This is a genomic window from Micromonospora sp. NPDC005172 (assembly GCF_040608555.1).
In the GTDB taxonomy this organism is placed as follows: domain Bacteria; phylum Actinomycetota; class Actinomycetes; order Mycobacteriales; family Micromonosporaceae; genus Micromonospora.
This window is the reverse complement of the sequence record NZ_JBEXIL010000007.1, coordinates 126,288-147,021: the sequence shown is the minus strand read 5'-3', so window position 1 is coordinate 147,021 and position 20,734 is coordinate 126,288. Positions and strand designations below refer to the sequence as shown.

At 71.6% G+C, this 20,734-nt stretch carries 25 protein-coding genes and 1 pseudogene; 10 read left to right on the top strand and 16 right to left on the bottom strand.

The genetic code is table 11. The features are described from left to right. Positions 1 to 3: 3 nt before the first annotated feature. Positions 4 to 2,340, bottom strand: coding sequence for a diguanylate cyclase (locus tag ABZV06_RS07290; RefSeq protein ID WP_355619371.1), 2,337 nt, complete (start codon positions 2,338 to 2,340; stop codon positions 4 to 6). An 85-nt stretch (positions 2,341 to 2,425) separates the two neighbouring features. Here ABZV06_RS07290 and ABZV06_RS07285 point away from each other — a divergent pair, with 85 nt between their 5' ends. Both ABZV06_RS07285 and ABZV06_RS07280 read left to right on the top strand, forming a co-directional pair. Continuing rightward, a complete protein-coding gene (locus ABZV06_RS07285) occupies positions 2,426 to 3,103 on the top strand; it encodes a 5-formyltetrahydrofolate cyclo-ligase (RefSeq protein ID WP_355619368.1) in 678 nt (225 codons plus the stop codon). Between the two features lie 27 nt (positions 3,104 to 3,130). Further along, positions 3,131 to 3,307: pseudogene (locus ABZV06_RS07280) on the top strand (FmdB family zinc ribbon protein); the annotation flags it as partial. Positions 3,308 to 3,321: 14 nt separating this feature from the next. On the opposite strand, the gene ABZV06_RS07275 reads toward ABZV06_RS07280, so the two are convergent. Both ABZV06_RS07275 and ABZV06_RS07270 read right to left on the bottom strand, forming a co-directional pair. Continuing rightward, positions 3,322 to 3,612, bottom strand: coding sequence for a hypothetical protein (locus ABZV06_RS07275; protein WP_355244622.1), 291 nt, complete (start codon positions 3,610 to 3,612; stop codon positions 3,322 to 3,324). A 75-nt stretch (positions 3,613 to 3,687) separates the two neighbouring features. Further along, positions 3,688 to 3,870 (bottom strand): hypothetical protein, encoded by a 183-nt coding sequence (locus tag ABZV06_RS07270; protein WP_355244507.1) that lies wholly within the window; start codon positions 3,868 to 3,870, stop codon positions 3,688 to 3,690. Between the two features lie 108 nt (positions 3,871 to 3,978). Between ABZV06_RS07270 and ABZV06_RS07265 the strand changes: the two genes are divergently transcribed. Further along, complete coding sequence (locus ABZV06_RS07265; RefSeq protein ID WP_355244504.1) at positions 3,979 to 4,305, top strand: hypothetical protein; 327 nt, start codon at positions 3,979 to 3,981, stop codon at positions 4,303 to 4,305. A 30-nt stretch (positions 4,306 to 4,335) separates the two neighbouring features. Here ABZV06_RS07265 and ABZV06_RS07260 read toward each other — a convergent pair whose 3' ends face one another. Next, the gene (locus ABZV06_RS07260) at positions 4,336 to 4,818 is read right to left on the bottom strand and encodes a DUF2231 domain-containing protein (RefSeq protein ID WP_355619429.1); all 483 of its coding nucleotides are present in this window, start codon (positions 4,816 to 4,818) and stop codon (positions 4,336 to 4,338) included. Positions 4,819 to 5,007: 189 nt separating this feature from the next. On the opposite strand from ABZV06_RS07260, the gene ABZV06_RS07255 reads away from it, so the two are divergent. Continuing rightward, positions 5,008 to 5,871, top strand: coding sequence for an oxygenase MpaB family protein (locus ABZV06_RS07255; protein ID WP_355619365.1), 864 nt, complete (start codon positions 5,008 to 5,010; stop codon positions 5,869 to 5,871). Between the two features lie 59 nt (positions 5,872 to 5,930). Here ABZV06_RS07255 and ABZV06_RS07250 read toward each other — a convergent pair whose 3' ends face one another. The 11 genes from ABZV06_RS07250 to ABZV06_RS07200 all read right to left on the bottom strand — a co-directional run bounded on the left by ABZV06_RS07250 (position 5,931) and on the right by ABZV06_RS07200 (position 13,929). Beyond that, positions 5,931 to 6,758, bottom strand: a complete 828-nt coding sequence (locus ABZV06_RS07250; RefSeq protein WP_355619426.1) for a PD-(D/E)XK nuclease family protein — start codon at positions 6,756 to 6,758, stop codon at positions 5,931 to 5,933. Positions 6,759 to 6,895: 137 nt separating this feature from the next. Beyond that, complete coding sequence (locus tag ABZV06_RS07245; RefSeq protein ID WP_355244498.1) at positions 6,896 to 7,510, bottom strand: MarC family protein; 615 nt, start codon at positions 7,508 to 7,510, stop codon at positions 6,896 to 6,898. A gap of 41 nt (positions 7,511 to 7,551) precedes the next feature. Next, positions 7,552 to 8,424 (bottom strand): PHP domain-containing protein, encoded by an 873-nt coding sequence (locus ABZV06_RS07240; RefSeq protein ID WP_355619362.1) that lies wholly within the window; start codon positions 8,422 to 8,424, stop codon positions 7,552 to 7,554. A gap of 102 nt (positions 8,425 to 8,526) precedes the next feature. Beyond that, positions 8,527 to 9,786 carry a hypothetical protein gene (locus ABZV06_RS07235; RefSeq protein ID WP_355244493.1) on the bottom strand — a complete coding sequence of 420 codons (1,260 nt, stop codon included), beginning with the start codon at positions 9,784 to 9,786 and terminating at the stop codon, positions 8,527 to 8,529. Next, positions 9,783 to 10,589: a SigE family RNA polymerase sigma factor gene (locus ABZV06_RS07230; RefSeq protein ID WP_355244490.1), complete on the bottom strand. Its 807-nt coding sequence runs from the start codon at positions 10,587 to 10,589 to the stop codon at positions 9,783 to 9,785. Before ABZV06_RS07230 ends, ABZV06_RS07235 begins: the two co-directional genes overlap by 4 nt. 103 nt (positions 10,590 to 10,692) lie before the next feature. After that, positions 10,693 to 11,568, bottom strand: coding sequence for a PH domain-containing protein (locus ABZV06_RS07225; protein ID WP_355244487.1), 876 nt, complete (start codon positions 11,566 to 11,568; stop codon positions 10,693 to 10,695). Positions 11,569 to 11,574: 6 nt separating this feature from the next. Beyond that, positions 11,575 to 11,733 carry a hypothetical protein gene (locus tag ABZV06_RS07220; protein ID WP_007455302.1) on the bottom strand — a complete coding sequence of 53 codons (159 nt, stop codon included), beginning with the start codon at positions 11,731 to 11,733 and terminating at the stop codon, positions 11,575 to 11,577. A 116-nt stretch (positions 11,734 to 11,849) separates the two neighbouring features. Continuing rightward, entirely contained in the window at positions 11,850 to 12,047 is a 198-nt protein-coding gene (locus ABZV06_RS07215) for a DUF6758 family protein (protein WP_355244611.1), read from the bottom strand. 91 nt (positions 12,048 to 12,138) lie between these two features. Then, positions 12,139 to 12,762, bottom strand: a complete 624-nt coding sequence (locus ABZV06_RS07210; protein ID WP_355244484.1) for an RNA methyltransferase — start codon at positions 12,760 to 12,762, stop codon at positions 12,139 to 12,141. Positions 12,763 to 12,801: 39 nt separating this feature from the next. Next, positions 12,802 to 13,326, bottom strand: a complete 525-nt coding sequence (locus ABZV06_RS07205; RefSeq protein ID WP_355619359.1) for a hypothetical protein — start codon at positions 13,324 to 13,326, stop codon at positions 12,802 to 12,804. Positions 13,327 to 13,413: 87 nt separating this feature from the next. Beyond that, positions 13,414 to 13,929 (bottom strand): MaoC family dehydratase, encoded by a 516-nt coding sequence (locus ABZV06_RS07200; RefSeq protein WP_355244479.1) that lies wholly within the window; start codon positions 13,927 to 13,929, stop codon positions 13,414 to 13,416. A gap of 549 nt (positions 13,930 to 14,478) precedes the next feature. Here ABZV06_RS07200 and trxA point away from each other — a divergent pair. From trxA to ABZV06_RS07185, 3 genes are all read left to right on the top strand, one after another. After that, the gene (trxA, locus tag ABZV06_RS07195; protein WP_124771302.1) at positions 14,479 to 14,841 is read left to right on the top strand and encodes a thioredoxin; all 363 of its coding nucleotides are present in this window, start codon (positions 14,479 to 14,481) and stop codon (positions 14,839 to 14,841) included. 159 nt (positions 14,842 to 15,000) lie between these two features. Continuing rightward, entirely contained in the window at positions 15,001 to 15,441 is a 441-nt protein-coding gene (locus ABZV06_RS07190) for a hypothetical protein (RefSeq protein WP_355619357.1), read from the top strand. After that, positions 15,438 to 16,370, top strand: coding sequence for an HTTM domain-containing protein (locus ABZV06_RS07185; RefSeq protein ID WP_355244474.1), 933 nt, complete (start codon positions 15,438 to 15,440; stop codon positions 16,368 to 16,370). The genes ABZV06_RS07190 and ABZV06_RS07185 overlap by 4 nt, the downstream gene beginning before the upstream one ends. Here the strand turns inward: ABZV06_RS07185 and ABZV06_RS07180 are convergent. Then, positions 16,334 to 16,753, bottom strand: a complete 420-nt coding sequence (locus ABZV06_RS07180; protein WP_355244472.1) for a DUF393 domain-containing protein — start codon at positions 16,751 to 16,753, stop codon at positions 16,334 to 16,336. The two genes, ABZV06_RS07185 and ABZV06_RS07180, sit on opposite strands and share 37 nt — an antisense overlap. A gap of 92 nt (positions 16,754 to 16,845) precedes the next feature. Between ABZV06_RS07180 and ABZV06_RS07175 the strand changes: the two genes are divergently transcribed. From ABZV06_RS07175 to ABZV06_RS07165, 3 genes are all read left to right on the top strand, one after another. Beyond that, complete coding sequence (locus ABZV06_RS07175) at positions 16,846 to 18,912, top strand: intein-containing Rv2578c family radical SAM protein (RefSeq protein WP_355619354.1); 2,067 nt, start codon at positions 16,846 to 16,848, stop codon at positions 18,910 to 18,912. 206 nt (positions 18,913 to 19,118) lie between these two features. Beyond that, positions 19,119 to 19,709 (top strand): sigma-70 family RNA polymerase sigma factor, encoded by a 591-nt coding sequence (locus tag ABZV06_RS07170; protein ID WP_355244466.1) that lies wholly within the window; start codon positions 19,119 to 19,121, stop codon positions 19,707 to 19,709. Next, positions 19,706 to 20,671, top strand: coding sequence for a DUF2092 domain-containing protein (locus tag ABZV06_RS07165; protein ID WP_355619351.1), 966 nt, complete (start codon positions 19,706 to 19,708; stop codon positions 20,669 to 20,671). The genes ABZV06_RS07170 and ABZV06_RS07165 overlap by 4 nt, the downstream gene beginning before the upstream one ends. Positions 20,672 to 20,734 lie beyond the last annotated feature (63 nt).

Sequence of the window (20,734 nt, the reverse complement as noted above, 5' to 3'; positions counted from 1 at the left end):
AGACTATCGGCCACGGCTCTGCCGCGGCGGGTGTGGCCCAGAAGACGCGCCGCCACCCGGCCCCGGTCGGGCCGCGTCGGGGCCGGCCCGCGCCGCGTCCGCCGGGCCGTCGTCGGGATCCGGCCGGGCGTGCGCGGGCCCCGAACGGTTCGTTTCCGGTACGCCCACAGCCGACTCCGACCGGGCGTGGCCGCCCGGCTCCCGCGGGACCTGCACCTGTCGACCCGCCCGCGGCAGTCCGTCGGGTGGGCTGACCGCGCCGGCCGGCACCGGTATCTCCCGCGTCGGCACGTCGGGGCGCGCCTCGGCGACCTGGTAGGTGTCCCGCCCGGCGGCCTTGGCCACGTAGAGGGCGTCGTCGGCGGCCTCCAGCACCTCCCGCCCTGTGCTGCCGTGGTCGGGATAGACGGCGATGCCTACCGACACGGTGACCACGATCGGCCCCGCGTACGCCTCGACGGCGATCGGTGTCTCGCGTACCGCCGCTCCCAGCCGCTCCGCGACGATCGCCGCGCCCCGGGCGTCGGTCTCCGGCAGGAGCAGCACGAACTCCTCACCGCCCTGCCGGAACGCCAGGTCCACCTCCCGGATCTCTCCGCGTACCCGCCGGGCGAACTCCGCCAGCACGGTGTCCCCCGCCGCGTGCCCGTACGTGTCGTTGACGTCCTTGAAGCGGTCCAGGTCGAGGGCGAGGACGCTGAGCATCCGGCCGAACCGGCTGGCCCGCTCGACCTCCCGCCGGATCGACTCGCGCAGGTAGCGGTAGTTCCACAGCCCGGTGAGCGGGTCGGTCAGGGAGAGCCGCTGCGCCTCCTCGTGCACCCGCACGTTCTCCACCGCGACGGCCGCGTGCCCGGCGAAGGTCCGCAGGGTGACCAGGTCGTCGTCGTCGAACTCGTCCGCGCCCACCCGGTCGTAGAGCGCCAGTACCCCGAGCGCCACCGCCGGGGCCCCGGCCTCGTCCACCGTCCTCTCGTCGCCCGTGATGGTGGGCCCACCACCCGGCATGGTCGTCGTGCCGCCCGGGGCGGCGAAGGGGACCGCCACGTAGGTGCGGCAGCTCGGTTCGCCGGTCGGGACGTCGGTCGGTTCCACCCGCCCCCGCTGCGGCTCGCCGGTCGCGGCCACCGCGCCGACCACGCCGACGCCCACCGGCACCCGCAGGGTCGGCGGGCCGTCCGGGTCCGGTGTCGGCCACCGCCCGTCCAGGCCCTCGCTGCACTGTGCGACGAGCACCCCGCCGGTCTCCACCAGCAGCACCGCGCCGGCCCGCGCGCCGGTGGCCGCGATGGCGCTGTGCAGGATCACCCGCAGGATGCGTTGCAGGTCGTGGGTGCTGGCCAGGGTGTCACCGAGCACCGCGAGGTGCCCGCGTAGCTGGTCACGGCTGCTGGTCAACGCCGCGACGTACGACCCGGTCTCGCGGGTCATCCGGTTGAACGCCGCCGCCAGCCGGCCCAGCTCGTCGCGGCTGCGCACCGGCACGCGGGCGGTCAGGTCGCCGTGCGCCACCCGGTCGACCGCCCCGGCCAGCTCCACCAGGGGTCGGGTGGTCACCCGGGCGAGACGCCACGCGGTCAACACGGCGAGCAGCCCGGCGAGCACGACCACGCCGGCCAGCGTCACGTGCAGCCCCGGCGGCCTGGTGCTCGGCACCGACAGCACCAGCGGCAGCGGCTGACCCGCGGACGGCCCGATCCGCCGCACGTACCGGCCCTTGGTGGTCTCGGTGACCCGCTCCCCGGTGGTGTGGCCGGCGGCGGACAGCACCGCGTCGCGTACCTCGCGGGACTCGGTGGTGTGGGTGAACCGGGCGGCGCTCGCGCCGCCGTCGAGCAGCGTGACCGCGACTCCGCTCACCGCCGCCAGCCGGGCCACGAAGGCCGGGTCGACAAGTTGCGCGGCGGCCACGCTGCCCAGCAGGGTGCCGGCCGGGTCCCGGCGGTCCACCCGGGCCGACAGCGCGCGGACCGGGCCGGACGTCGCGGCGGTCGACTCCGAGCAGTCCCGCCAGGGTGTCGTCGGCGCGCCGGGCGACGCGTACGTGACCCGCCCGCTGACGTCGCTTATCAGCACGGCCGCGGCCAACCCTCGGCCGACGAGCTGGCCGGCGACGACGGCCGGATCACCGGTGAGGGCGACCGCGTCGGCGGCGGCGCGCAACTGCTGGCAGAGCGCGTCGACCGAGGTCCGCACCGTGGACGCGGCAACGGCGAGCCGTTCGGTGGACCGGGTGCGGTCGACGGCCGTGACGGTGGAGGCGACGAAGAACGCGCCGAGCAGGACCGGGCCGAGCACCACCACGAGGAAGGCTGCCGTCAACCGCCCGCGTAGCGTCACTCGGTCCCCCCGGAAGTTCCGCCTCCGTTGCTTGCGATGCTGACACAGAGCAACCGTGGGAGTGGCGTTGCGTCAGGAGTGTTGCGTGCCAGATTTTTCTGATGAAGCGGAAGTGACCCGAGTGACCAAGCGGGACGCCCGCGTGCGGCTGCTCGCCGGCCGTCGGGCCATGGACGGCGCGACGCGGGCCGAATCGGCCGTACGCGTCCAGGCCGAGCTGGTCGCCCTGGTCCGCCGGCTGCGCCCGCGCCGGATGACGGCGTACGTGCCGGTCGGCACCGAGCCGGGCGGCGCCGACCTCGCCGAGGTGTTACGGGGGGCGTTACCGGCCGACGCCGAGTTGCTCCTTCCGGTACTTCGCGCCGATCTGGATCTGGACTGGGCGGCGTACACCGGTCCGGACGCACTGGCCGCGGCCGGCCGGGGCATCCGGGAGCCGATCGGCCCGCGCCTGGGTGTGCACGCGGTCTCCGACGCCGAGCTGGTGGTCGTGCCGGCACTAGCCGTCGATCACCGCGGCCGGCGGCTGGGCCGCGGCGGCGGCTCGTACGACCGGGCGCTGGCACGGGTACCGGCGGCGAGCCTGACGGTGGTGCCCCTGCACGACGGCGAGCTGGTCGAGGCGCTGCCGGCAGAGCCGCACGATCGTCCGGTCCGCGCGGTCGTCACCCCCTCCGGCGGGATGCGTACGCTTGACGCCGACCTGGGTACGGCGCAGAGTGTCGCGCCCCACACGTCCGCTGGACGAACCCGGTCCGAATGACGCACCATTGGCACTCGAATACGTCGAGTGCCAACTGGCCGAGCCCAGACACCGGAGGAGAACGTGCCTACGTACCAGTACGCCTGCACCGCGTGCGGTCACCAGCTCGAGGCGGTGCAGTCCTTCTCTGACGAGCCGCTGACCGAGTGCCCGGCGTGTCAGGGGCGGCTGCGCAAGGTCTTCAACTCCGTCGGCATCGTCTTCAAGGGCTCGGGCTTCTACCGCACCGACTCCCGCGCGTCCGGCTCGGAGACGTCGGCCGGCGGCACCGCGAGCAAGCCTGCCAAGTCCGACTCGACCTCGACCTCGTCCTCGGGCGGGGATTCCGGGTCGTCGTCCTCCGGGTCGTCCTCGTCGTCCGGCTCCTCGCCGTCGGGGTCGTCCTCGTCGTCGTCCGGCGGATCGAGCGGCGGCAAGGCGCAGACGGCCAGCTCGACCTCCTGACCCTCCGGCGCACGCCTCCGGAGGTCCGGCGGCGTGCCGCATGATCGACACCGGGTCGACGACATGGCGGTGTCCGTTCGAACGGATGCCGTCCTGTCGGCGATCCGCCGCCGGTCGTCGCGTGCGGTCCCCGCCCGAGCTCAGTCCCAGTGCGGGGGGCGTTGGGCGAGGAGCCAGTCGTCATTGCCGTCGCTGCGCTCGCCCCAGCCGTGGTCCGTGTCGTCCGAGGTCTGCTCGGGCAGCACCACGAAGTCGTCGCTCAGGTCGACGGTGCGGTCGTCATCGCCGCGTACGCTCGCCACGCCGGGGTCCTCGATGCTCACGAGCGGCAAGACTAGCGCAGGCCACACCCGCCCGGGACGCTCGCCGACGGATGGGCACACCGGTCAGAAGCGACCCGACCGCCGGCTCCGTTGGTAGCGTCGGACGGCGTGACGACCCCCAGCGCCGGCAGCAGCCCGGACGACCACTGGCGCCGACCCGAGAGCGGCGACGGCCCGGCGGCGAATCAACCCCCACCCGCCACACCACCCACCAGCGGGTACACCGGACCACCACCGAGCGTGCCGCCCCCGGCCGGGTGGCGTCCCCCCGTCCACCTGGAGCCGGCGCCGCCGCGACGGTTGCCGCCGCAGGACACGGCCGCCCTGGACGCGGCCGAACAGCGCTCGCAGCGGGTCACCTACGGCTTCGGGGCCGCCGCCGGCGTGGTGCTGGTGGCTCTCGTCTGCCTGCTGTGCTCGCGGCTCATCTTCTGACCCCGATCCGCGTTGTCGATCCCGCACCGCTCAGAGGGTGGTGCCCCAGACCGCCTCGGCACCCGAGTGCCCGGTCAGAAAGACGTAGACCAGGGCGGCGACGGACAGCACGACGAGCGCCACCGCGAGGATCGGCGTCACCAGTGCCGGCAGCCGTGGCACCCGCCGGTGTCCGCTGGTCACCACGAGAAGCGCGATGGCCACGATCCCCAGGGGCACCACGATCCGGAACAGGATGTCGCCGTAACGCGAGTGCTCGAAGATCTGGTCGAGGATCTGCCCCTGGTAGCCGCGGGCGACCAGGGCATCGGTGAACGCCTCCCCAGACTCGACGGCCACGAAGGCGGTCACCGGCGTCACCACGGCGAGGATCCCCAGCGCCCAGTCCAGTCGGTGCCGCCAGCGCGGCAGCCCCACGTACGCGATGGCCAGCCCCGCCAGCAGTGGGACGAAGACGACCATCGCGTGCACGACGAAGACGTGTACCGGTAGACCCAGGATCTCCTCGAACATCGACACCTCCAGGCGGATCACGGTCACGGGATCGACAGCGTACGTACGGCCACCGGTCGTCCCGGGCTCTCGCCCTAGAGACACGCGGGCGGTGGTGCTCAGGTTCAGCGCCGCTGCGACGAGATCGACCGGGCGGTCGTCCGTCCGCGCCGGCCGGCACCAACGCGGTGGCCGTGGCACGCTTGGTCGGTGGACTCCGATGACCTCGGCCTCTTCGGTCCAGGTTCGGTCACGTGGAAGGTGCACGAGGAGCCGATCCTGATCGTCGCCGGCCTGCGCTCGCTCTACCTCCAGGCGTTGCACCCCCGCGCCATGGCCGGCGTCGCGCAGAACAGCAACTACCGCACCGACGCGTGGGGACGACTGGTCCGCACCGCCACCTACGTGGCGACCACCGTCTACGGCACCACCCTCGACGCCGAGCAGGCCGGAGCGCGGCTGCGTCGGCTGCACGCCCGGCTGCGGGCCGTCGACCAGGCCACCGGCGAGGAATTCCGGATCGACGACCCCGCACTGCTGCGCTGGGTGCACGTCACCGAGGTCGAATCGTTCCTCAGCACCGCCCGTCGGGCGGGTCTGCCGCTCACCGATGACGAGGTCGACGGCTACTACACCGAGCAGCGTCGGTCGGCCGCCCTCGTCGGGCTGGATCCGGCCACGGTGCCGGGCACCGCCGCCGAGGTGCGGGAGTACTACCGTGTCGTCCGGCCCGAGCTGCGGATGACCCGCGAAGCCGCCGAGACGGCGATCTTCCTCACCGCCCCGCCGCTGCCGTGGAAGCTCGGCCTGCCGGCCCGGCTGGGCCTCAACCTGGGCCCGCCGCGCTGGGCGTACCTCGGGATCGCCGGCACCGCGTTCGCGCTGCTGCCCCCGTGGGCACGGCGGATGTACGGCGGGTTGGGGCTGCCCACCACCGAGTTGTCGGCCGACCTCACCGTACGCGCGCTGCGCCTGGCACTCGGCGCGGTGCCACGCCGCTACCTGGAGGGGCCGCTCGTGCAGGCTGCCAAGGAGCGGGCCGCGCGCCGCGCCGCGACCGCGCTGGCCGGCTGACCGACCGGCGGCGTTCCGGCACCGGCGCTCCTGCTTCGGGCACCGGCCGACGGTACGAATCAGCCCTCGGCGGACCTCTGCACGGCCGCCCACGGCTCCTTGCCCGGCGTCTGCGCCCCGGTGGGGCAGTGCCGGCGATAGTCGCACCAGCCGCAGCGCGGCCCGGGCGCCACGGGGAACGCCTCGTCGGGATCACCGCCGTCGGCGACGGCCCGCTCGGCGGCCATGATGTCGCGAGCCGTGTCCTCGGCGCGGGCCAACTGGCGGGCCAGCGACTCGACGGTGTGGTCGTGCCCGGCGACCGTACCGGTCGGCAGGTGGTGCAACTCGACCCGACGACACGGCCGGCGGAACACCCGCTCGGCCGCGTACGCGTAGAGGGCCAGGGCCTGCGAGCCGCGGGCGTCGTCGGCGTCCAGCCCGGTGCGGCCCGTCTTGTAGTCGACGATCACCACCTCCGGACCCTCCGGCCCGGGGCGGGAGTCGATGCGGTCAGCGCGGCCGTTGAAGGCCAGTACGGCGGTCTTGACCGCCACCACCCGCTCGACGCCGAGCGGGTCGGCCTCCGGTTCCAACGTCTCGACGTACGCCTCGAGCCAGCTCAGCGCACGCCGGTAGGCGGCACGCTCCTGCTCGTCGTCGCGGTAGCCCTCCCGGACCCAGGTGCCCTTGAGCAGGGTGGCCAGCGCCTCGGGGCGGCGTCGGTCGACGGGCAACGCATACCAGTTCTTCAGGGCGGTGTGCACGCTCGCGCCGAGCGAGTTGTGCGCCCAGGGCGGCCCCTTCGGCGGCGCGGGCCGGTCGACGTAGGAGTAGCGGTAGCGGCGGGGGCAGTCCGCGTACGCGCCGAGCTTGCTCGGGGTGCAGACGAACAGTCGTTCCGGCATCCCCTCGAAGCCGAGCTGCTCGGCGCCACCGGGACGCTGCTGAGGGGTCCGACCGCCCGCGGCGGGTCGTCCGGCTGAAGAGGCTCGTCGCACGCCTGCGATCCTGCCATCCGCCTGCGACATTCGGCGTGTGCCGGTCAGGTCATGTTCACGTAGTGCGTGACGAAGGCGGCCACCGCGTCGGCGATGAGCTGGACGGCGATCGCGGCCAGGAGCAGGCCGGCGATCCGGGTCAGCACCTCGATCCCGCCGGGGCGCAGGATCTTGACGATGCCGCCGGAGAAACGCAGCACGATCCACACCGCGACCATGACGGCGAGGATCGCGGCGGCGATGGCGGTGAAGTCGCCGAACCCGTCGGCCTGCTGGACGAAGAGCATCGTCGCCACGATGGCACCCGGTCCGGCCAGCAACGGGGTGCCCAGCGGCACCAGGGCGATGTTCGAGGTGACCTGCTGGCTGGGGTCGTCGGCCTTGCCGGTCAGCAGTTCCAGTGCGACAAGTACGAGCAGCAACCCACCGGCGGCCTGCAGGGCGGGCAGGTCCACGTGCAGGTAGTCGAGCAGGGTCTGCCCGGCCACCGCGAAGATCACGATGACGCCGAGGGCCAGCGCGACGGCCTGCCAGGCCGCCCGGTTGCGGTCGCGCGCGGGCAGCGGCCCGGTCAGTGCCAAGAAGATCGGCATCATGCCCGGCGGGTCGGTGATCACCAGCAGGGTCACGAAGACCTCGCCGAACAGCTTCAGATCCACGTGAGCAACCTAGCCGCGCCGTGGTGGGCGAAATACGCGGATCAGGCCGAAGCGACCTCGGTCACGCCGGCGGCGACGATCCGCTCGTACGCCTCGACGCCGGTGGTGAACGCGCCGAGCTGGACGGTCTTGTGGGTGCCGTGGAAGTCGGAGGAGCCGGTGACCAGCAGGTCCAGCTCGGCGGCGAGCGAGCGTACGTGCGCACGCTCGGCCGGGCTGTGGTCCTCGTGGTCGGCTTCCAGCCCGGCCAGCCCGGCGGCGGCCAACTCGGCGATCAACTCGTCGGGGACGACCCGGCCGCGTCGGGTGGCACGGGGATGGGCGAAGACCGCTACGCCTCCGGCCGCCCGGACCAGCCGGACCGCGCGGAAGACGTCGATGTCCTCCTTCGGCAGCCGGTACCGCTCACCGAGCCAGTCCGGGCCGAACGCCGCACGGGTGTCGGCGACCAGGCCGGCGCGGATCAGCGCCTGCGCGATGTGCGGACGACCCACCGTCCCGCCAGCCGCGCCGGTCAGGATGTCCGGCCAGCTCACGTCGATGCCGTCGGCGCGCAGCAGGTCCACGATGCGCTCGCCGCGCTCCTCTCGGGCGGCCCGCACCCGGGCCAGCTCGGCGACCAGCTCCGGATGTTCCGGGTCGAACAGGTACGCCAGCAGGTGCAGCGGCGTCGCCGACTGCGTGCCCGCCCAGCGGCAGGACAGTTCGGCGCCCCGGACCAGGAGCAGTCCGGGCGGCAGCGCCCGTACGGCCGGCGCCCAGCCCGCGGTGGTGTCGTGGTCGGTGATGGCGAGCACGTCCAGGCCCGCCTCGGCGCCGGCGCGGACCAGTTCGGCCGGGGTCAGCGTGCCGTCGCTGGCGGTCGAGTGGGTGTGCAGGTCGATCCGGGGCGCGGAGCCGGTACGCGAGGTCACGTCCCGACGCTACCGAGCGGACCCGAAGATGACTCGCGTAGGGCGAAGAGGTCCCGAACCGTCCGGCGAACCGGTCGGCCCGGGGAACGGACCCGCGACGGGTCAGGAGCCGCTGACCAGGACCGGACGGTCACCGGGCTGGAGGCCGGCCACGGGCACCGGCTCGGCTTGTTCGCCGGCACGTACCCGCTCGACGTCGACCCGGACCAGCCGACCGGAGCTGTCGACGTAGGAGGCGTCCGAACCACTCGTCCAGGCGATGCCGCCACTCAGCGCCGGGCCGGCCGGTACGGCGTTCAGCGTCGTCCCGAGCTGCTGCAGGTCGACCAGGAAAGACCGGTCGGCCATCCCGACCTTTCCGTTGACCAGCAGCCACCGTCCGTCGTCGGACATCCCGCCCGCGCCGTCCGGGCTCAACTGGGCGCCGCAGGCGCGTACCGCTTTCCGAGCCCGCTTCGGATCGAGCAACGCCAGGCAGGTTCCGTCCGAGGAGTTCCCTGCCACCTGGCCCACCAGCCGCCCGTCGGGCAGCGCGCCGTACACGTCCAGGGTGTCCTGCTCGGGCACCGCCGTCAGCTTCTCCGCGCCGGGCCGCCACATGGCGTGACCCGGTCGGGTCGGGTCGAGCCGGACCAGCACGTTGTTGCCGACGAACCGGACGGGCTGCGCGTCCTCCGGGACCGCGATGCGCACCGTGCCGATGAGCTGGGTGCCGACGACTCCCGCCACGAACAGGTCACCGCCATCCCGCCAGGCGACCTGGGTCGCGTCCGGCGCGAGGACGATCTGGGCGGCGCCGGCCAGCAGCACCTGCACCAGGCCGTCGTCCTGGGCGACCCAGAGGGAACGCCCGGCCGTGGTGGGCGCACCGACCACCAGGAGACCGCCACCATTGGGCAACCGGTGGGCGCGTTCGGCGGAGCCGACGCCGGGCAGCGGCAGCCGTTTGCCGTCGGCGTCGATCAGGGTGCCGGCGAGGATCAGGTCGGCGGGCGCTCCCTGCGACGGTGGGGGCGGGGCGATGCTGACCGAGGGGAGCGGTCGAGCCGACAGATCCGGGTCGCCGATCACGACGATGGGCGGCCCCTCGCCGCCGGAGTTGTCGGCGAGGTGTGACATGCCGGCGCCGATCAGCACGGTGGTGACCACCCCGAGCGCGACGCCGGCTCCGGCACGCCGCCGACGGATCCGGTTGGCGCGGCGGATGGCCTGACCCGCCGGGTCGGCGGTCAGTGGACGGGTGACGGCGACCTGGTGCGAGAGGGTCTCCCGCACCGCACCTTCGAGCTGGTCACGTCGCACCTGGTTGAGACGCTGCGGACCGCCCGTCAGGTTGTCGGGTCGCCGCGGAAATGCGCTCACTGCTGATCTCCGGCGCCGGTGCCGACAGGCACGGCCGCCGAAGCGGTGGGCAGCTCGACCGCCGGGGCGATCGGACGGGGCGGGCGGGGTGCGACGGACGTGGGCTCGGCCCGACCTGTGCTGGGACGCGGCACCGCCGCGGAAAGGGACCCCGACACACCTCCGGCCGCGCCGGACCGGGCACCACCGGGCCCTCGGCCGGACCGGGCTGCATCGACACCCGGGCGGGGCCGGAGAACAGCAGCGTCCCGCCCGGGCCGGGTGCTGGCGGCGTTCCCGACAGACCGGGGCGCTGGGGCGAGATCGGGGGTGTCGGTGCCCATGCGTCGACGCAGCGTGGCCAGCGCACGGGATGCCTGGCTCTTCACCGTTCCGGGGGAAATGTCCAACAGTGCGGCTGTCTGTGCTTCCGACATGTCCTCGTAGTAGCGCAGGACGAGCACCGCCCGCTGCCGGCTGGGCAGCTCCTTGAGGTGCCGCCAGAGCAGGTCACGGTCGAGCTGCCGCTCGATCTCGTCGACGCCGGGGCGTTCGGGCAGCACTTCGGTGGGGCGCTCGCCGTGCCAGCGCCGCCGCCACCAGCTCGTCGAGGTGTTGACCATCACACGCCGGGCGTACGGCTCGACCGCCTCGATCCCGCCGAGCCGCTTCCAGGCGAGGTAGGTCTTCGTCAGCGCCGTCTGGAGCAGGTCCTCGGCCGTCGCCCAGTCCCCGGCAAGGAGATAGGCGGTGCGGAGCAGGGCGGCGGAGCGAGCCGCGACGAACTCGCGAAACTCCTCCTCCAACGGGTCCCTGCTCGCCACCACACACCTCCGCACCCAAACCGTCCTGGCAGAGTGCCACGTCAGAGGCGGTCTGGTCCATGACGAAAGGTGCGCACTTGCTCCGATGTTCGGACGAAAACTTTCACGCCCCGTCGTCGGCCTTGGCCTCGTCGGCCTCCTTGCCCAACCGCGCCTCGACGGCCTGCGGCTCGTACATCTCTTCGACGACGCGTAGATAGAGTTCGTTGGGGTTGGGCAGATTCTTGATCTCCCGCAGCGCCTGCTCCTGGCCGGCGGACTCCAGCACGAAGGTGCCGTAGTTGAGGGCCCGGCCCGTCGGGGTCTGCTCGTACTTCATGTCGGTGACCCGGACCAGCGGCATCATGGCGACCTTGCGGGTGACGATGCCGTTGACCACCATGACCCGCTTGTTGGTCAGGATGAACCGGTCATACCACCAGTCCGCGACCTTCCACGCCACCCAGCCCATGACGGCGAACCAGAGCAGCACTGCGATGGTCGTCAGCGCGCCGACGTTGTTGCCGGCGAGGAAGCCCGACAGGTAGCCGAGCACGAAGGTCGCCGCGACGCCGATCAGGAGCGGGTTGGTGAGGTGGATCCAGTGCCGCTTCCACTCGCCCCGGTAGCGCTCGGTGGGGAAGAGGTAGCGGGCGACCAGCGAGCTGGGCTCGTCCTCCAACGGAAGAACCCGTCGGGGTGTCGACCCCATGGCGTCGGCGCGCAGCCCCGCCAGCTCTTCCTCGGAGATCTGGGGCGGCTGGTTGGCCGCGTCGGGATCACGGAGCCAGGCTCGCCCGGACCGCCCTTCGCCGGCATAGCCGGGCCCGTCGCCGTAGCCGACATCGTCCGAAAGGGATGGCCCGTCGGACAGGCCGGCGCCGGCTCCGTAGCCCGGGCCGTCATCGGGCCCGATTCGCGGGATCGGCTCGGTGTCGCGCTCGCGACGCTCCCGGTCGGGGTCGTCCGGGTCGAAGGGTGGACCGGAGGGGCTTCCCATCGACGGCTAGGCGACGAGGCTTGTGAAGAAGTCGCCGAATCCCTGGGCAATGTCCATGATCCCGCCGCCCAACGACTTGAACACATCGGCCGCAGAGTTTGGCCGATAGGCGACGAAGAAGATCAAGAATGCGATTCCGGCCCAGGTGAGGACCTTCTTGACCATGGCGGGCCATCCTCTCGCGCGGCGCCGGGTCCCATTACCGCAGCGGCACCCAGAGTATCAGTGTGGTGTCGTACAGTGAATATCTGCGTCCGTTCTCCGTCAACCCGGAAGAGAAGTCAAGCTCTCCCGGACAGGTACGGGGACGGTGCGCCGTACACGAGTTCGGGCGGAGTCCACTCGGTCAGGTCGTGCAAGACGACGTCTTCCGCGAGGAGGTGACCCGCACTCGCCGGCCAGGCTATCGCATGTAGCCACATTCCCCGAGCCTCGCCGGCGTACGCGCTTCGATCCGTCGAAGAATTCACCAACCACAGTGGAGTCGGTCACCGCGACACTCACATCCCCACCGTCACCCCGCATCGCCGGCACGTCGAGCCGGAACGCCGATCGCGCCGGGGGCGACGGTCAGTCCGGGGGTGGACCGGCGTGCGTACGAATCCACGCGTGCATGGCGATGCCGCTGGCCACACCCGCGTTGATGGACCTGGTGGAGCCGTACTGGGCGATGGAGTGGAGGCGGGTGCAGGCCGCACGAGCGGGGGCGGACAGGCCCGGCCCCTCCTGACCGAACAGCAGCACGCACTCGCGCGGCAGGACGGCGGTCTCGATCGGCCGGGAGCCCGGCAGGTTGTCGATGCCGAGCACGGGCAGCCGCCGCCCGGCCGCCCAGTCGACGAACTCCTCGATCGTCTCGTGGTGCCGGACGTGCTGGTAGCGGTCGGTCACCATCGCGCCGCGTCGGTTCCACCGACGCCGACCGACGATGTGCACCTCGGCGGCGTTGAACGCGTTGGCGTTGCGGACCACCGTGCCGATGTTGAAGTCGTGCTGCCAGTTCTCGATGGCGACGTGGAAGCCGTGCCGATGCCGGTCCAGGTCGGCGACGATCGCCTCGTGCCGCCAGTAGCGGTAGCGGTCGACGACATTGCGTCGGTCGCCCTCGGCCAGCAGCTGCGGGTCGTAGCGCGGGTCCTCGGGCAGGTCCCCCGGCCAGGGGCCCACACCCACCTCAAGCTGGTCGTCGGTCACGGTCAGCAGAGAGTACGGGCACCCGGACGCTCGGCGATCTCAGCCCAGGCCGAGCGCGTCACCGAGCCGGTCCAGGAAGCGCCGGTCCGCAGGGCCGACCGGACCTCCGTCGAGGCCGGGCACCGCCCGGCAGACGCGGGCCGCAACCGACTGCACCCACTGGCGGTACGCGGCCGAGTCGGCCGGATCGGCGCGCCGACGCAGCACCCGGGCCGCCGCCCGACAGGCGGCCAGCAGGTCCACCAGGTCGGTGAGGCGCGCGGTCGGAGCGGGCGCGCCGTCGTGGCGGGCGTAGATCGCGGCGACCACGGCCCGGACCAGGTCACTGTCGAAGCCGCGGCCGGCGGCCACCGCGTCCAGGCCGGCCAAACCAGCCATCACCCCGCGCTCCGGGCGGCCGGTGCCAGGCGCGGCAGCGGCCACGAGCACCCGAGCGGGCAGGCTGGTGAGCAGGTCCCACTCGGCGGCGGAGTAGACGGCGGTGGTCAAGGGTGCGGCGCGGCGGCCGGCAGAGGGCGGCTCTCCAGCGACGGAGTGGCTCATCGGAACCTCCGGCGTCAGCATAAGCCCCGAAAACGGGACCAGGGCCTCCACCGGCGGAACCTGCTGTCCGATGGTGCCCTGCTCCGGCGTGCGGCCCGGCGGGCGCGTTCAGCGCGGCGTGGGGAAGCTGGGCCGCTCCGGGTCCACCCCGTCGGGCACCGCGCTGGCCGCGTACTCCTTCTTGGGGACCATGACCCGGCGGCGGAAGACGCAGACCATGGTCCCGTCCTGGTTGTAACCCCGGGTCTCCACCGAGACCACGCCCCGGTCGGGCTTGGAGCCGGACTCGCGCTTGTCCAGCACCGTCGTCTCGCCGTAGATGGTGTCGCCGTGGAAGGTGGGCGCCACGTGCCGCAGCGACTCGACCTCCAGGTTGGCGATGGCCTTGCCGCTGACGTCGGGCACCGACATGCCGAGCAGCAGGGAGTAGATGTAGTTGCCGACCACCACATTGCGCTTGAACTGGCTGGACGTCGCGGCGTAGTGCGCGTCCATGTGCAGCGGGTGGTGGTTCATCGTGAGCAGGCAGAAGAGGTGGTCGTCGTACTCGGTGACGGTCTTGCCCGGCCAGTGCCGGTAGACCGCGCCGACCTCGAACTCCTCGTAGTAGCGGCCGAACTGCATCCTGGTCCCCTTCGACGGGCGGCGATGGAGTTCGGCACAGCATGCCTTACCGGTGGTTAAGGCGACGGTCCGGGCGAGACCTCGGCGGAAATGTCACACCGGTCACTCACCAGGGGGGAGACGCAATGAGCGGCGGGGCCCTCCCCGGCACCCGCCGCCCACGCTCTGATGTGAGGAATTCTGCCCTACGGTGCCGTAGCTTCAACAGAGATCGCGGTCACATTTATCTTTTTGTAACAATACTCTCCGTGACGGACGCGGGGTTGATCAGCGATCTCCGCAGGCCGGATAGCTCCTCGTCAGGGCTCAAGTTACCGATTCGTAGCGCTCGACCGGGTGGATCTCCCTGGAAACGCTCCCATTACCGCAGGTCACGCAAGTGCGTCGTGCACTTGCGTTCCGCAGGACGAGATGAACTGACACAGTTCGATGGTCTGCGCGGCCTCCGAGCAGCCCCGGCCACGTTTCGTGCGCAGCCGCCCGGGAATTCGATACGGTCAGCCCTGGTTCTACGGGACGCAGACAACCCGCAGGTGATCGGAGAGTGCAATGGCAACCGTTGAGCTGACCTCGACGAACTTCGACGAGGTGACCGGCAACGACGGCATCGTCCTGGTCGACTTCTGGGCCGACTGGTGTGGTCCGTGCAAGCGGTTCGCCCCGGTCTACGAGCGCTCCTCGGAGAAGCACCAGAACATCGTCTTCGGCAAGGTCGACACCGAGGCCCAGCAGGAGCTCGGCGCGAAGTTCGACATCCGGTCGATCCCGACGATCATGGCGATCCGCGACGGCGTCATCGTCTTCGCCCAGCCGGGCGCCCTTCCCGAGTCCGCCCTCGAGAACCTGATCGAGCAGGTCGAGGCGCTGGACATGGACGACGTCCGCAAGCAGCTGGCCGAGCACAAGCATTGAGCCGTCCGCGTGACGGCACGCGAAGGCCGGGCCCGGTTCGGGTCCGGCCTTTCGTCATGCCATGCCCGGGCACTGGCCCATGATCACCGACCTGGCCAGGCGGAACTGACCGTCGGTGGGACGCGAGACGGTCGGTACATCCCGTATCGTCACGACCCGATGGAGACCCTGACCACCCGCGGGCGCGTGACCCGGCTGGGCGCGACCGCCCTCGGTCTCGTCCTGCTGCTGCTCGGCACCTTCTGGGGCAGCGACGACGACTTCCCGTTCGGCCCGTTCCGGATGTACGCCACCTCGAACCCGCCGAACGCCCCCGCCCCGGACACCCGGGTGGAAGGGGTGAGCAGCACCGGAGCCGTGGTCGACCTCGACCAGGACGCGACCGGCATCCGCCGCGCCGAGATCGAGGGCCAGCAGGCCCGCTACGCCGCCGACCCGGCGCTTCTCGCCGAGGTCGCCGACGCGTACACCGAACGCCACCCGGACGCCGCAGCGCTGGTCGAGGTGCGCATCGTCATCCGGTGGCACGGCATCCGCGCGGGCCGGCCCACCGGGCAGCACACCGACGAGACCGTGGTCCGCTGGCAGGTCTCCGGATGACCGGCTGGCTGACCGAGGCGGTGCCACGCGGTCGGATTGCCGCGTTCCGGACCGTGATCTACCTCTTCGTCGCCGCCGACCTGGTGGTCTTCACCCCGTGGGTACGCACCAGAGCCAGCGTGCCCGGCGAGCTGTACCAGCCCCTGCTGATCGGCCGGCTGCTCCCGCTGCCGACGCCGACGCCGACAGTGGTGGCGGTGATCTTCTGGGTGCTCCTGCTCGCCGCCCTGCTCGCCGCGACCGGCCGGGCGCCCCGGCTGCTCGGCTGGACGGTCTGCACCCTGTACCTCGAGTGGATGATCATCGCGATGAGCTACGGGAAGGTCGACCACGACCGGATCGGCCTGCTCGTCGCGCTGGCCGTGCTGCCCACCGCCGGCCGGGCCCGCCACGGCGACACCACCCGCACCGAGGCCGGCGGCTGGGCCCTGCGGGTCACCCAGATCGCGGTGATCTGCACGTACTTCCTGGCCGCCTTCGCCAAGCTGCGCTTCGGCGGCCTGGACTGGCTGACCGGCTCGGTGCTGGCCCGGGCAATCATCCGACGCGGCACCGACCTGGCCGATCTCGTCGCCCAGGTGCCGTACCTGCTGATCGTCGCCCAGTTCGGCATCGTCGCCTTCGAACTGCTCAGCCCCGTGGTGTTCCTGCTGCCGGCCCGCTGGCGACTGGCGATGGTCGGCTTCTTCTACTCGTTCCACGCGGTGACCATCGCGACCATCACGATCTCGTTCGCACCACACCTGGCCGCGATGACCAGCTTCCTGCCCCTGGAACGGGTACGCCCACTGGTGTGGGCAGGCCGGCTCGCCGGCCGCGGCCCGGTAGACGTCGACACGACGTCGGCGCCGCCCGATCAGACTCCGCCCGATGATCGGGCCCGGCTCGGCGATCAGGCTCCGGCAGTCGGGCGCCCGGTCGGGCCGTAGAGCCGCTCCCTGGCCTCCTGCGGCAGGGAACACGCCGCCGTACCGCCCGGGAGGCGGTGCCTGTTCCGGGCCACCCAGCGGTACACCGGCCAGGCCACGAGGCGCACCGGTGGAAACCTCAGGCCAGCCCCGGCGACCCGCCAGAGCGGGCCACTGGCGGCGAGCAGCTTCGCGATGGCGTCCGGGCCGGCTGCGCGGGTGGCGTCCGCGCCGACCCACTGCACGGCCTCCTCGCACTCGGCCACGCTGAGGCCGAGCGCGTCCAGGTCGGCGAACTGCCAGGGCACCACCCGTGCGCTGGTGGGGATCCGGCGTTCGATGAACTCCGCACAGGTCGTGCAGAACGCGCAGTCACCGTCGTAGACGAAGGTCGACGTCTCCATGGCGCCCATCCTCCCCCGTCGCGACGCCGATCACTCACGGGTGTCCGGCGCGTCACTTGCGTAAGCCTCGTACACGTGTTCGAATAGTGGCCATGCGCTGGGACAACCTCACCGCTCCCCCGGTCGAGGGAGACCCCGAGCGGGCAGCGCCAGCGACGCCACCCCTGCCGCTGGCGCTGCCCGGCGCCGTCGTCCGCACCTTCGACACTCCTGAGTTCGCCGGGATGACGTTCCACGAGGTGCAGGCCAAGTCGATCCTCAACCGGGTGCCCGGCGAGTCCCGCGTCCCCTTCGAGTGGACCATCAACCCGTACCGGGGATGCAGTCATGCTTGTGTCTACTGCATGGCCGGTGACACTCCGATCCTGATGGCGGACGGTCGCACGACGCCGATCAGTGAGCTCGAGCCCGGCGACCGCATCTACGGGACCGAGCGACGCGGTGCTTACCGCCGATACGTCGTCACCACCGTTCTTGACAAGTGGTCCACCGTGAAACCCGCACACCGGGTCACCCTGACTGACGGCACCACGCTCATCGCCAGCGGAGACCACCGGTTCCTCTCCGATCGTGGCTGGAAGTACGTCACCGGGGCTATGCGGGGCACCGGCCAGCGCCCCTACCTGACCACCAACAATCGCCTCATCGGCACAGGCCGTTTCGCATCCGGGCCGAAGGAGTCACCTGACTACCGCCGGGGCTACCTCTGCGGGATGGTCCGGGGCGACGCTCACCTCGCCACCTACTCGTACCCACAGGGGGTCGTGCATCGGTTCCGTCTGGCGCTGATCGACGACGAGGCGTTGAGTCGGAGCGAGCGCTACCTCGCCCAGGAGGGCATCGAGACGCAACGCTTCTCGTTCGCACCGGCCAGCGCCACCCGGCAAGCCCTGTCGGCCATCCGCACCTCGAAACAGCGGGACATCGAAACGATCACCGGTCTGATCCAGTGGCCGGCTGCCCCCACCGACGAATGGCGCCTCGGCTTCCTGGCCGGCATCTTCGACGCCGAGGGCAGCTGCAGTAGAGGCGCCCTGCGCATCAGCAACAGCGACGACACGATCCTCGACCAGACGACGGCGGCGCTGCGCCGGTTCGGCTTCGCCTGCGTGCTTGAGGACCCCGGCAGACCCAACCGGGTGCGGCAGATCAGATTGACCGGAGGTCTTCCCGCTCGGCTCCGGTTCTTCCACCTCACGGACCCGGCCATCACCAGGAAGCGCTCGATCGAGGGCGCCGGGCTGAAGTGCAGGGCGGACCTCAGGGTCGTCGACGTTCAGGCTCTCGGGCTGGAGTTGCCGCTGTGGGACATCACCACCGGCACCGGCGACTTCATCGCCGACGGTGTGGTGAGCCACAACTGCTTCGCCCGAAATACCCACACCTACCTCGATCTCGACGCTGGTACGGACTTCGACCGGCAGGTGATCGTCAAGGTCAACGCCGGTGAGCTGGTGCGACGCGAGCTGGCCGCGCCGAAGTGGCGGGGCGCGCACGTGGCGATGGGCACCAACGTCGACTGCTACCAGCGGGCCGAGGGTCGCTACCGGCTGATGCCGCAGATCATCGCGGCCCTGCGGGACTTCGCCAACCCGTTCTCGATCCTCACCAAGGGCACGCTGATCCTGCGCGACCTGCCCCTGCTGCGTCAGGCCGCCGACGTGACCACGGTTGGCATCTCCTTCTCGGTGGGCTTCGTCGACGACGGGCTCTGGCGTGGCGTCGAGCCGGGCACACCGCACCCGAGCCGCCGGCTCGACGCGGTCCGCCGGCTCACCGACGCCGGCTTCTCCGTCGGGGTGCTGATGGCGCCGATCCTGCCCGGCCTCAGCGACGGCGAGGAGTCGATCGACGCCACGGTCTCGGCGATCGCCGCCGCCGGTGCGACGAGCGTGACCCCGCTGGCGCTGCACCTGCGACCGGGCGCCCGCGAGTGGTACGCCCAGTGGCTCGCCCGAGAGCACCCGCACCTCGTCCCCCGCTACCGCGAGCTGTACCGCTCCGGCGCGTACGCCCCGCAGGCCTACCAGCGGGAGTTGACCGCGCGAGTGCGGATCGCCGCCCGCCGCCACGGACTGCTTCGGGGCGAGGTGGGCGACAATCGCCGCCTACCCGAGCCGTCGCCTACCGCGACCGCCGAGCAGCTGACCCTGCTCTAGTCTCCGTACCGGCAGGCAAGCCCCTGACCTGCCCGAACGTTCAACAGGACAACCTCTTTCCGCACCCCTGCGACGGTGACGGACAGCCGATGGCATCACACACGCAGTGCTTGCGACGGTGCTGGGCCGGAGAGGCGGGAACCTGGCGGCGGCGGCAGACAAGAACAGGGCATGAACGCACCGTCGAACCAGGGGGCCATCGGGACATGACTGTGACCGAGCGCTCCGACGCGCTGTTGGTAACGGGAGCGCCTGAATTGTTCGGAGAGCTGTTCGAGCGGTACGGCGGGTGGCTGTACAACTTCAGCGCCCGCCGGGTCGGGCGGCAGCTCGCCGAGGATCTGGTTGCCGAGACGTTCCTGGTCGCGTTCTCGCGACGGGACCGTTACGACACGTCGATGCCCAATGCACGTCCGTGGCTTTTCGGCATCCTGAGCAACCTGCTGCGCAACTACCACCGCGCCGAGGTGCGATGGCTGCGGGCACTGGAGCAGTCAGGCATGGACCCACTCGGTGGTTCCGGTCAGCACAACTTCGCCGACCGGGCCGACGAACGACTCGACGCCGAGGCTGCCACGCGGGCACTCGCCGGCGCACTCGCCACGATGCCGCACGACCAGCGCGATCTGCTCCTGCTGCACACCTGGGCCGGCCTGGACTATCCGGAGCTGGCCGCCGCACTCGGCCTGGCACCGGGCACCGTCCGGTCCCGCCTCCATCGGGCCAAGGCACGCCTGCGCCTCGCGATGCCCGCCCACTACGCACCGTCCGCTGCTGCGAACGAAGGAAACGCATGAACGACAACGTGGAATCTGACAACGCAGACGTCGAGCTGCTGGTCGCCTTTCGCGAGGACCTGACCGGCGCCCCGACGGACGCGACCGATCGGATGCGGCACGCGATCCTGAACGGGACCGTGTACCGGCGCCCGACCCCGAAGCGCTGGTATCTGCGTCGTCCGGCGATCGCGACCGCGACCGCCTTCGCCCTGGCCGGTCTCGCCGCCGGCAGTGTCGCGCTGGGAACGGCCGACCAGCGGACCGGGCAGACGGGCGGGGCCTCCGCCAGCTCGACCGACGCCTCGCACCCGTCGCAGTTACGCGACGTCGCCTACGTCAGCATGCAGACCCAGGCCGCGCTGGGTGCGGCGGAGGACTACGTCGTGAAGGTGCACGACGCCTACAAGGGCGGCTCGATCGACTCCTGGGAGGACAAGCAGACCGGACGCCGCCGGGTCGACATCTACCGGGGCGACGGCAGCCCGGACTCCACGCTGGTGACTGTCGTCGCCGACGGGAAATCCCGTGGCACCCAGATCAGCCACCTCGAACGGACGTACTTCCAGTTCGTCGAATCGGCGGACAAGGCGACCAGCACGGTCTTCGTGCCGGACGACGCGGCGGGCATCCGGGACTGGCTCGCCCGGGGAAGCCTGGAGATCGTGGGCCAGGAGAAGGTGGACGGGCACGACACCGTGCACCTGCGGTTGAAGGCGGGGAAAGCGGCCTACACCGCGGACCTGTGGGTGGACTCGACCTCGTTCCTGCCGTACAAGACGGTCGCCGACAAGAGCGGCAAGGTGACCGACAGGGCAGAGGTCAGCACCTTCGAGTGGCTGCCCCGCTCGGAGCAGAACCTGAGCCACTTCGATCTGACGCCGCCCGCCGGCTACGAGAAGGCCGGGAGCAAGTCCACCAAGGGCGGCTCGCCGTTCACCCTTCCCGCTGGCCCCGAACGACCCGGGTCGACGACTGACTGACAGCCGTGGATGGCCGGCCTCGGATTCCGGGGCCGGCCATCCACGCCGTGTCCGGCCACCTCG

Bases quoted from the DNA above. Each gene is read 5' to 3' on its own strand.
- ABZV06_RS07275 (WP_355244622.1), bottom strand. From the start codon at position 3,612: ATGTCGTCGACCCGGTGTCGATCATGCGGCACGCCGCCGGACCTCCGG.
- ABZV06_RS07260 (WP_355619429.1), bottom strand. From the start codon at position 4,818: ATGTTCGAGGAGATCCTGGGTCTACCGGTACACGTCTTCGTCGTGCAC.
- ABZV06_RS07250 (WP_355619426.1), bottom strand. From the start codon at position 6,758: ATGCCGGAACGACTGTTCGTCTGCACCCCGAGCAAGCTCGGCGCGTAC.
- ABZV06_RS07225 (WP_355244487.1), bottom strand. From the start codon at position 11,568: ATGGGAAGCCCCTCCGGTCCACCCTTCGACCCGGACGACCCCGACCGG.
- ABZV06_RS07220 (WP_007455302.1), bottom strand. From the start codon at position 11,733: ATGGTCAAGAAGGTCCTCACCTGGGCCGGAATCGCATTCTTGATCTTC.
- ABZV06_RS07205 (WP_355619359.1), bottom strand. From the start codon at position 13,326: ATGCTGACGCCGGAGGTTCCGATGAGCCACTCCGTCGCTGGAGAGCCG.
- ABZV06_RS07200 (WP_355244479.1), bottom strand. From the start codon at position 13,929: ATGCAGTTCGGCCGCTACTACGAGGAGTTCGAGGTCGGCGCGGTCTAC.
- trxA (WP_124771302.1), top strand. From the start codon at position 14,479: ATGGCAACCGTTGAGCTGACCTCGACGAACTTCGACGAGGTGACCGGC.
- ABZV06_RS07190 (WP_355619357.1), top strand. From the start codon at position 15,001: ATGGAGACCCTGACCACCCGCGGGCGCGTGACCCGGCTGGGCGCGACC.
- ABZV06_RS07185 (WP_355244474.1), top strand. From the start codon at position 15,438: ATGACCGGCTGGCTGACCGAGGCGGTGCCACGCGGTCGGATTGCCGCG.
- ABZV06_RS07180 (WP_355244472.1), bottom strand. From the start codon at position 16,753: ATGGAGACGTCGACCTTCGTCTACGACGGTGACTGCGCGTTCTGCACG.
- ABZV06_RS07175 (WP_355619354.1), top strand. From the start codon at position 16,846: ATGCGCTGGGACAACCTCACCGCTCCCCCGGTCGAGGGAGACCCCGAG.
- ABZV06_RS07170 (WP_355244466.1), top strand. From the start codon at position 19,119: ATGACTGTGACCGAGCGCTCCGACGCGCTGTTGGTAACGGGAGCGCCT.
- ABZV06_RS07165 (WP_355619351.1), top strand. From the start codon at position 19,706: ATGAACGACAACGTGGAATCTGACAACGCAGACGTCGAGCTGCTGGTC.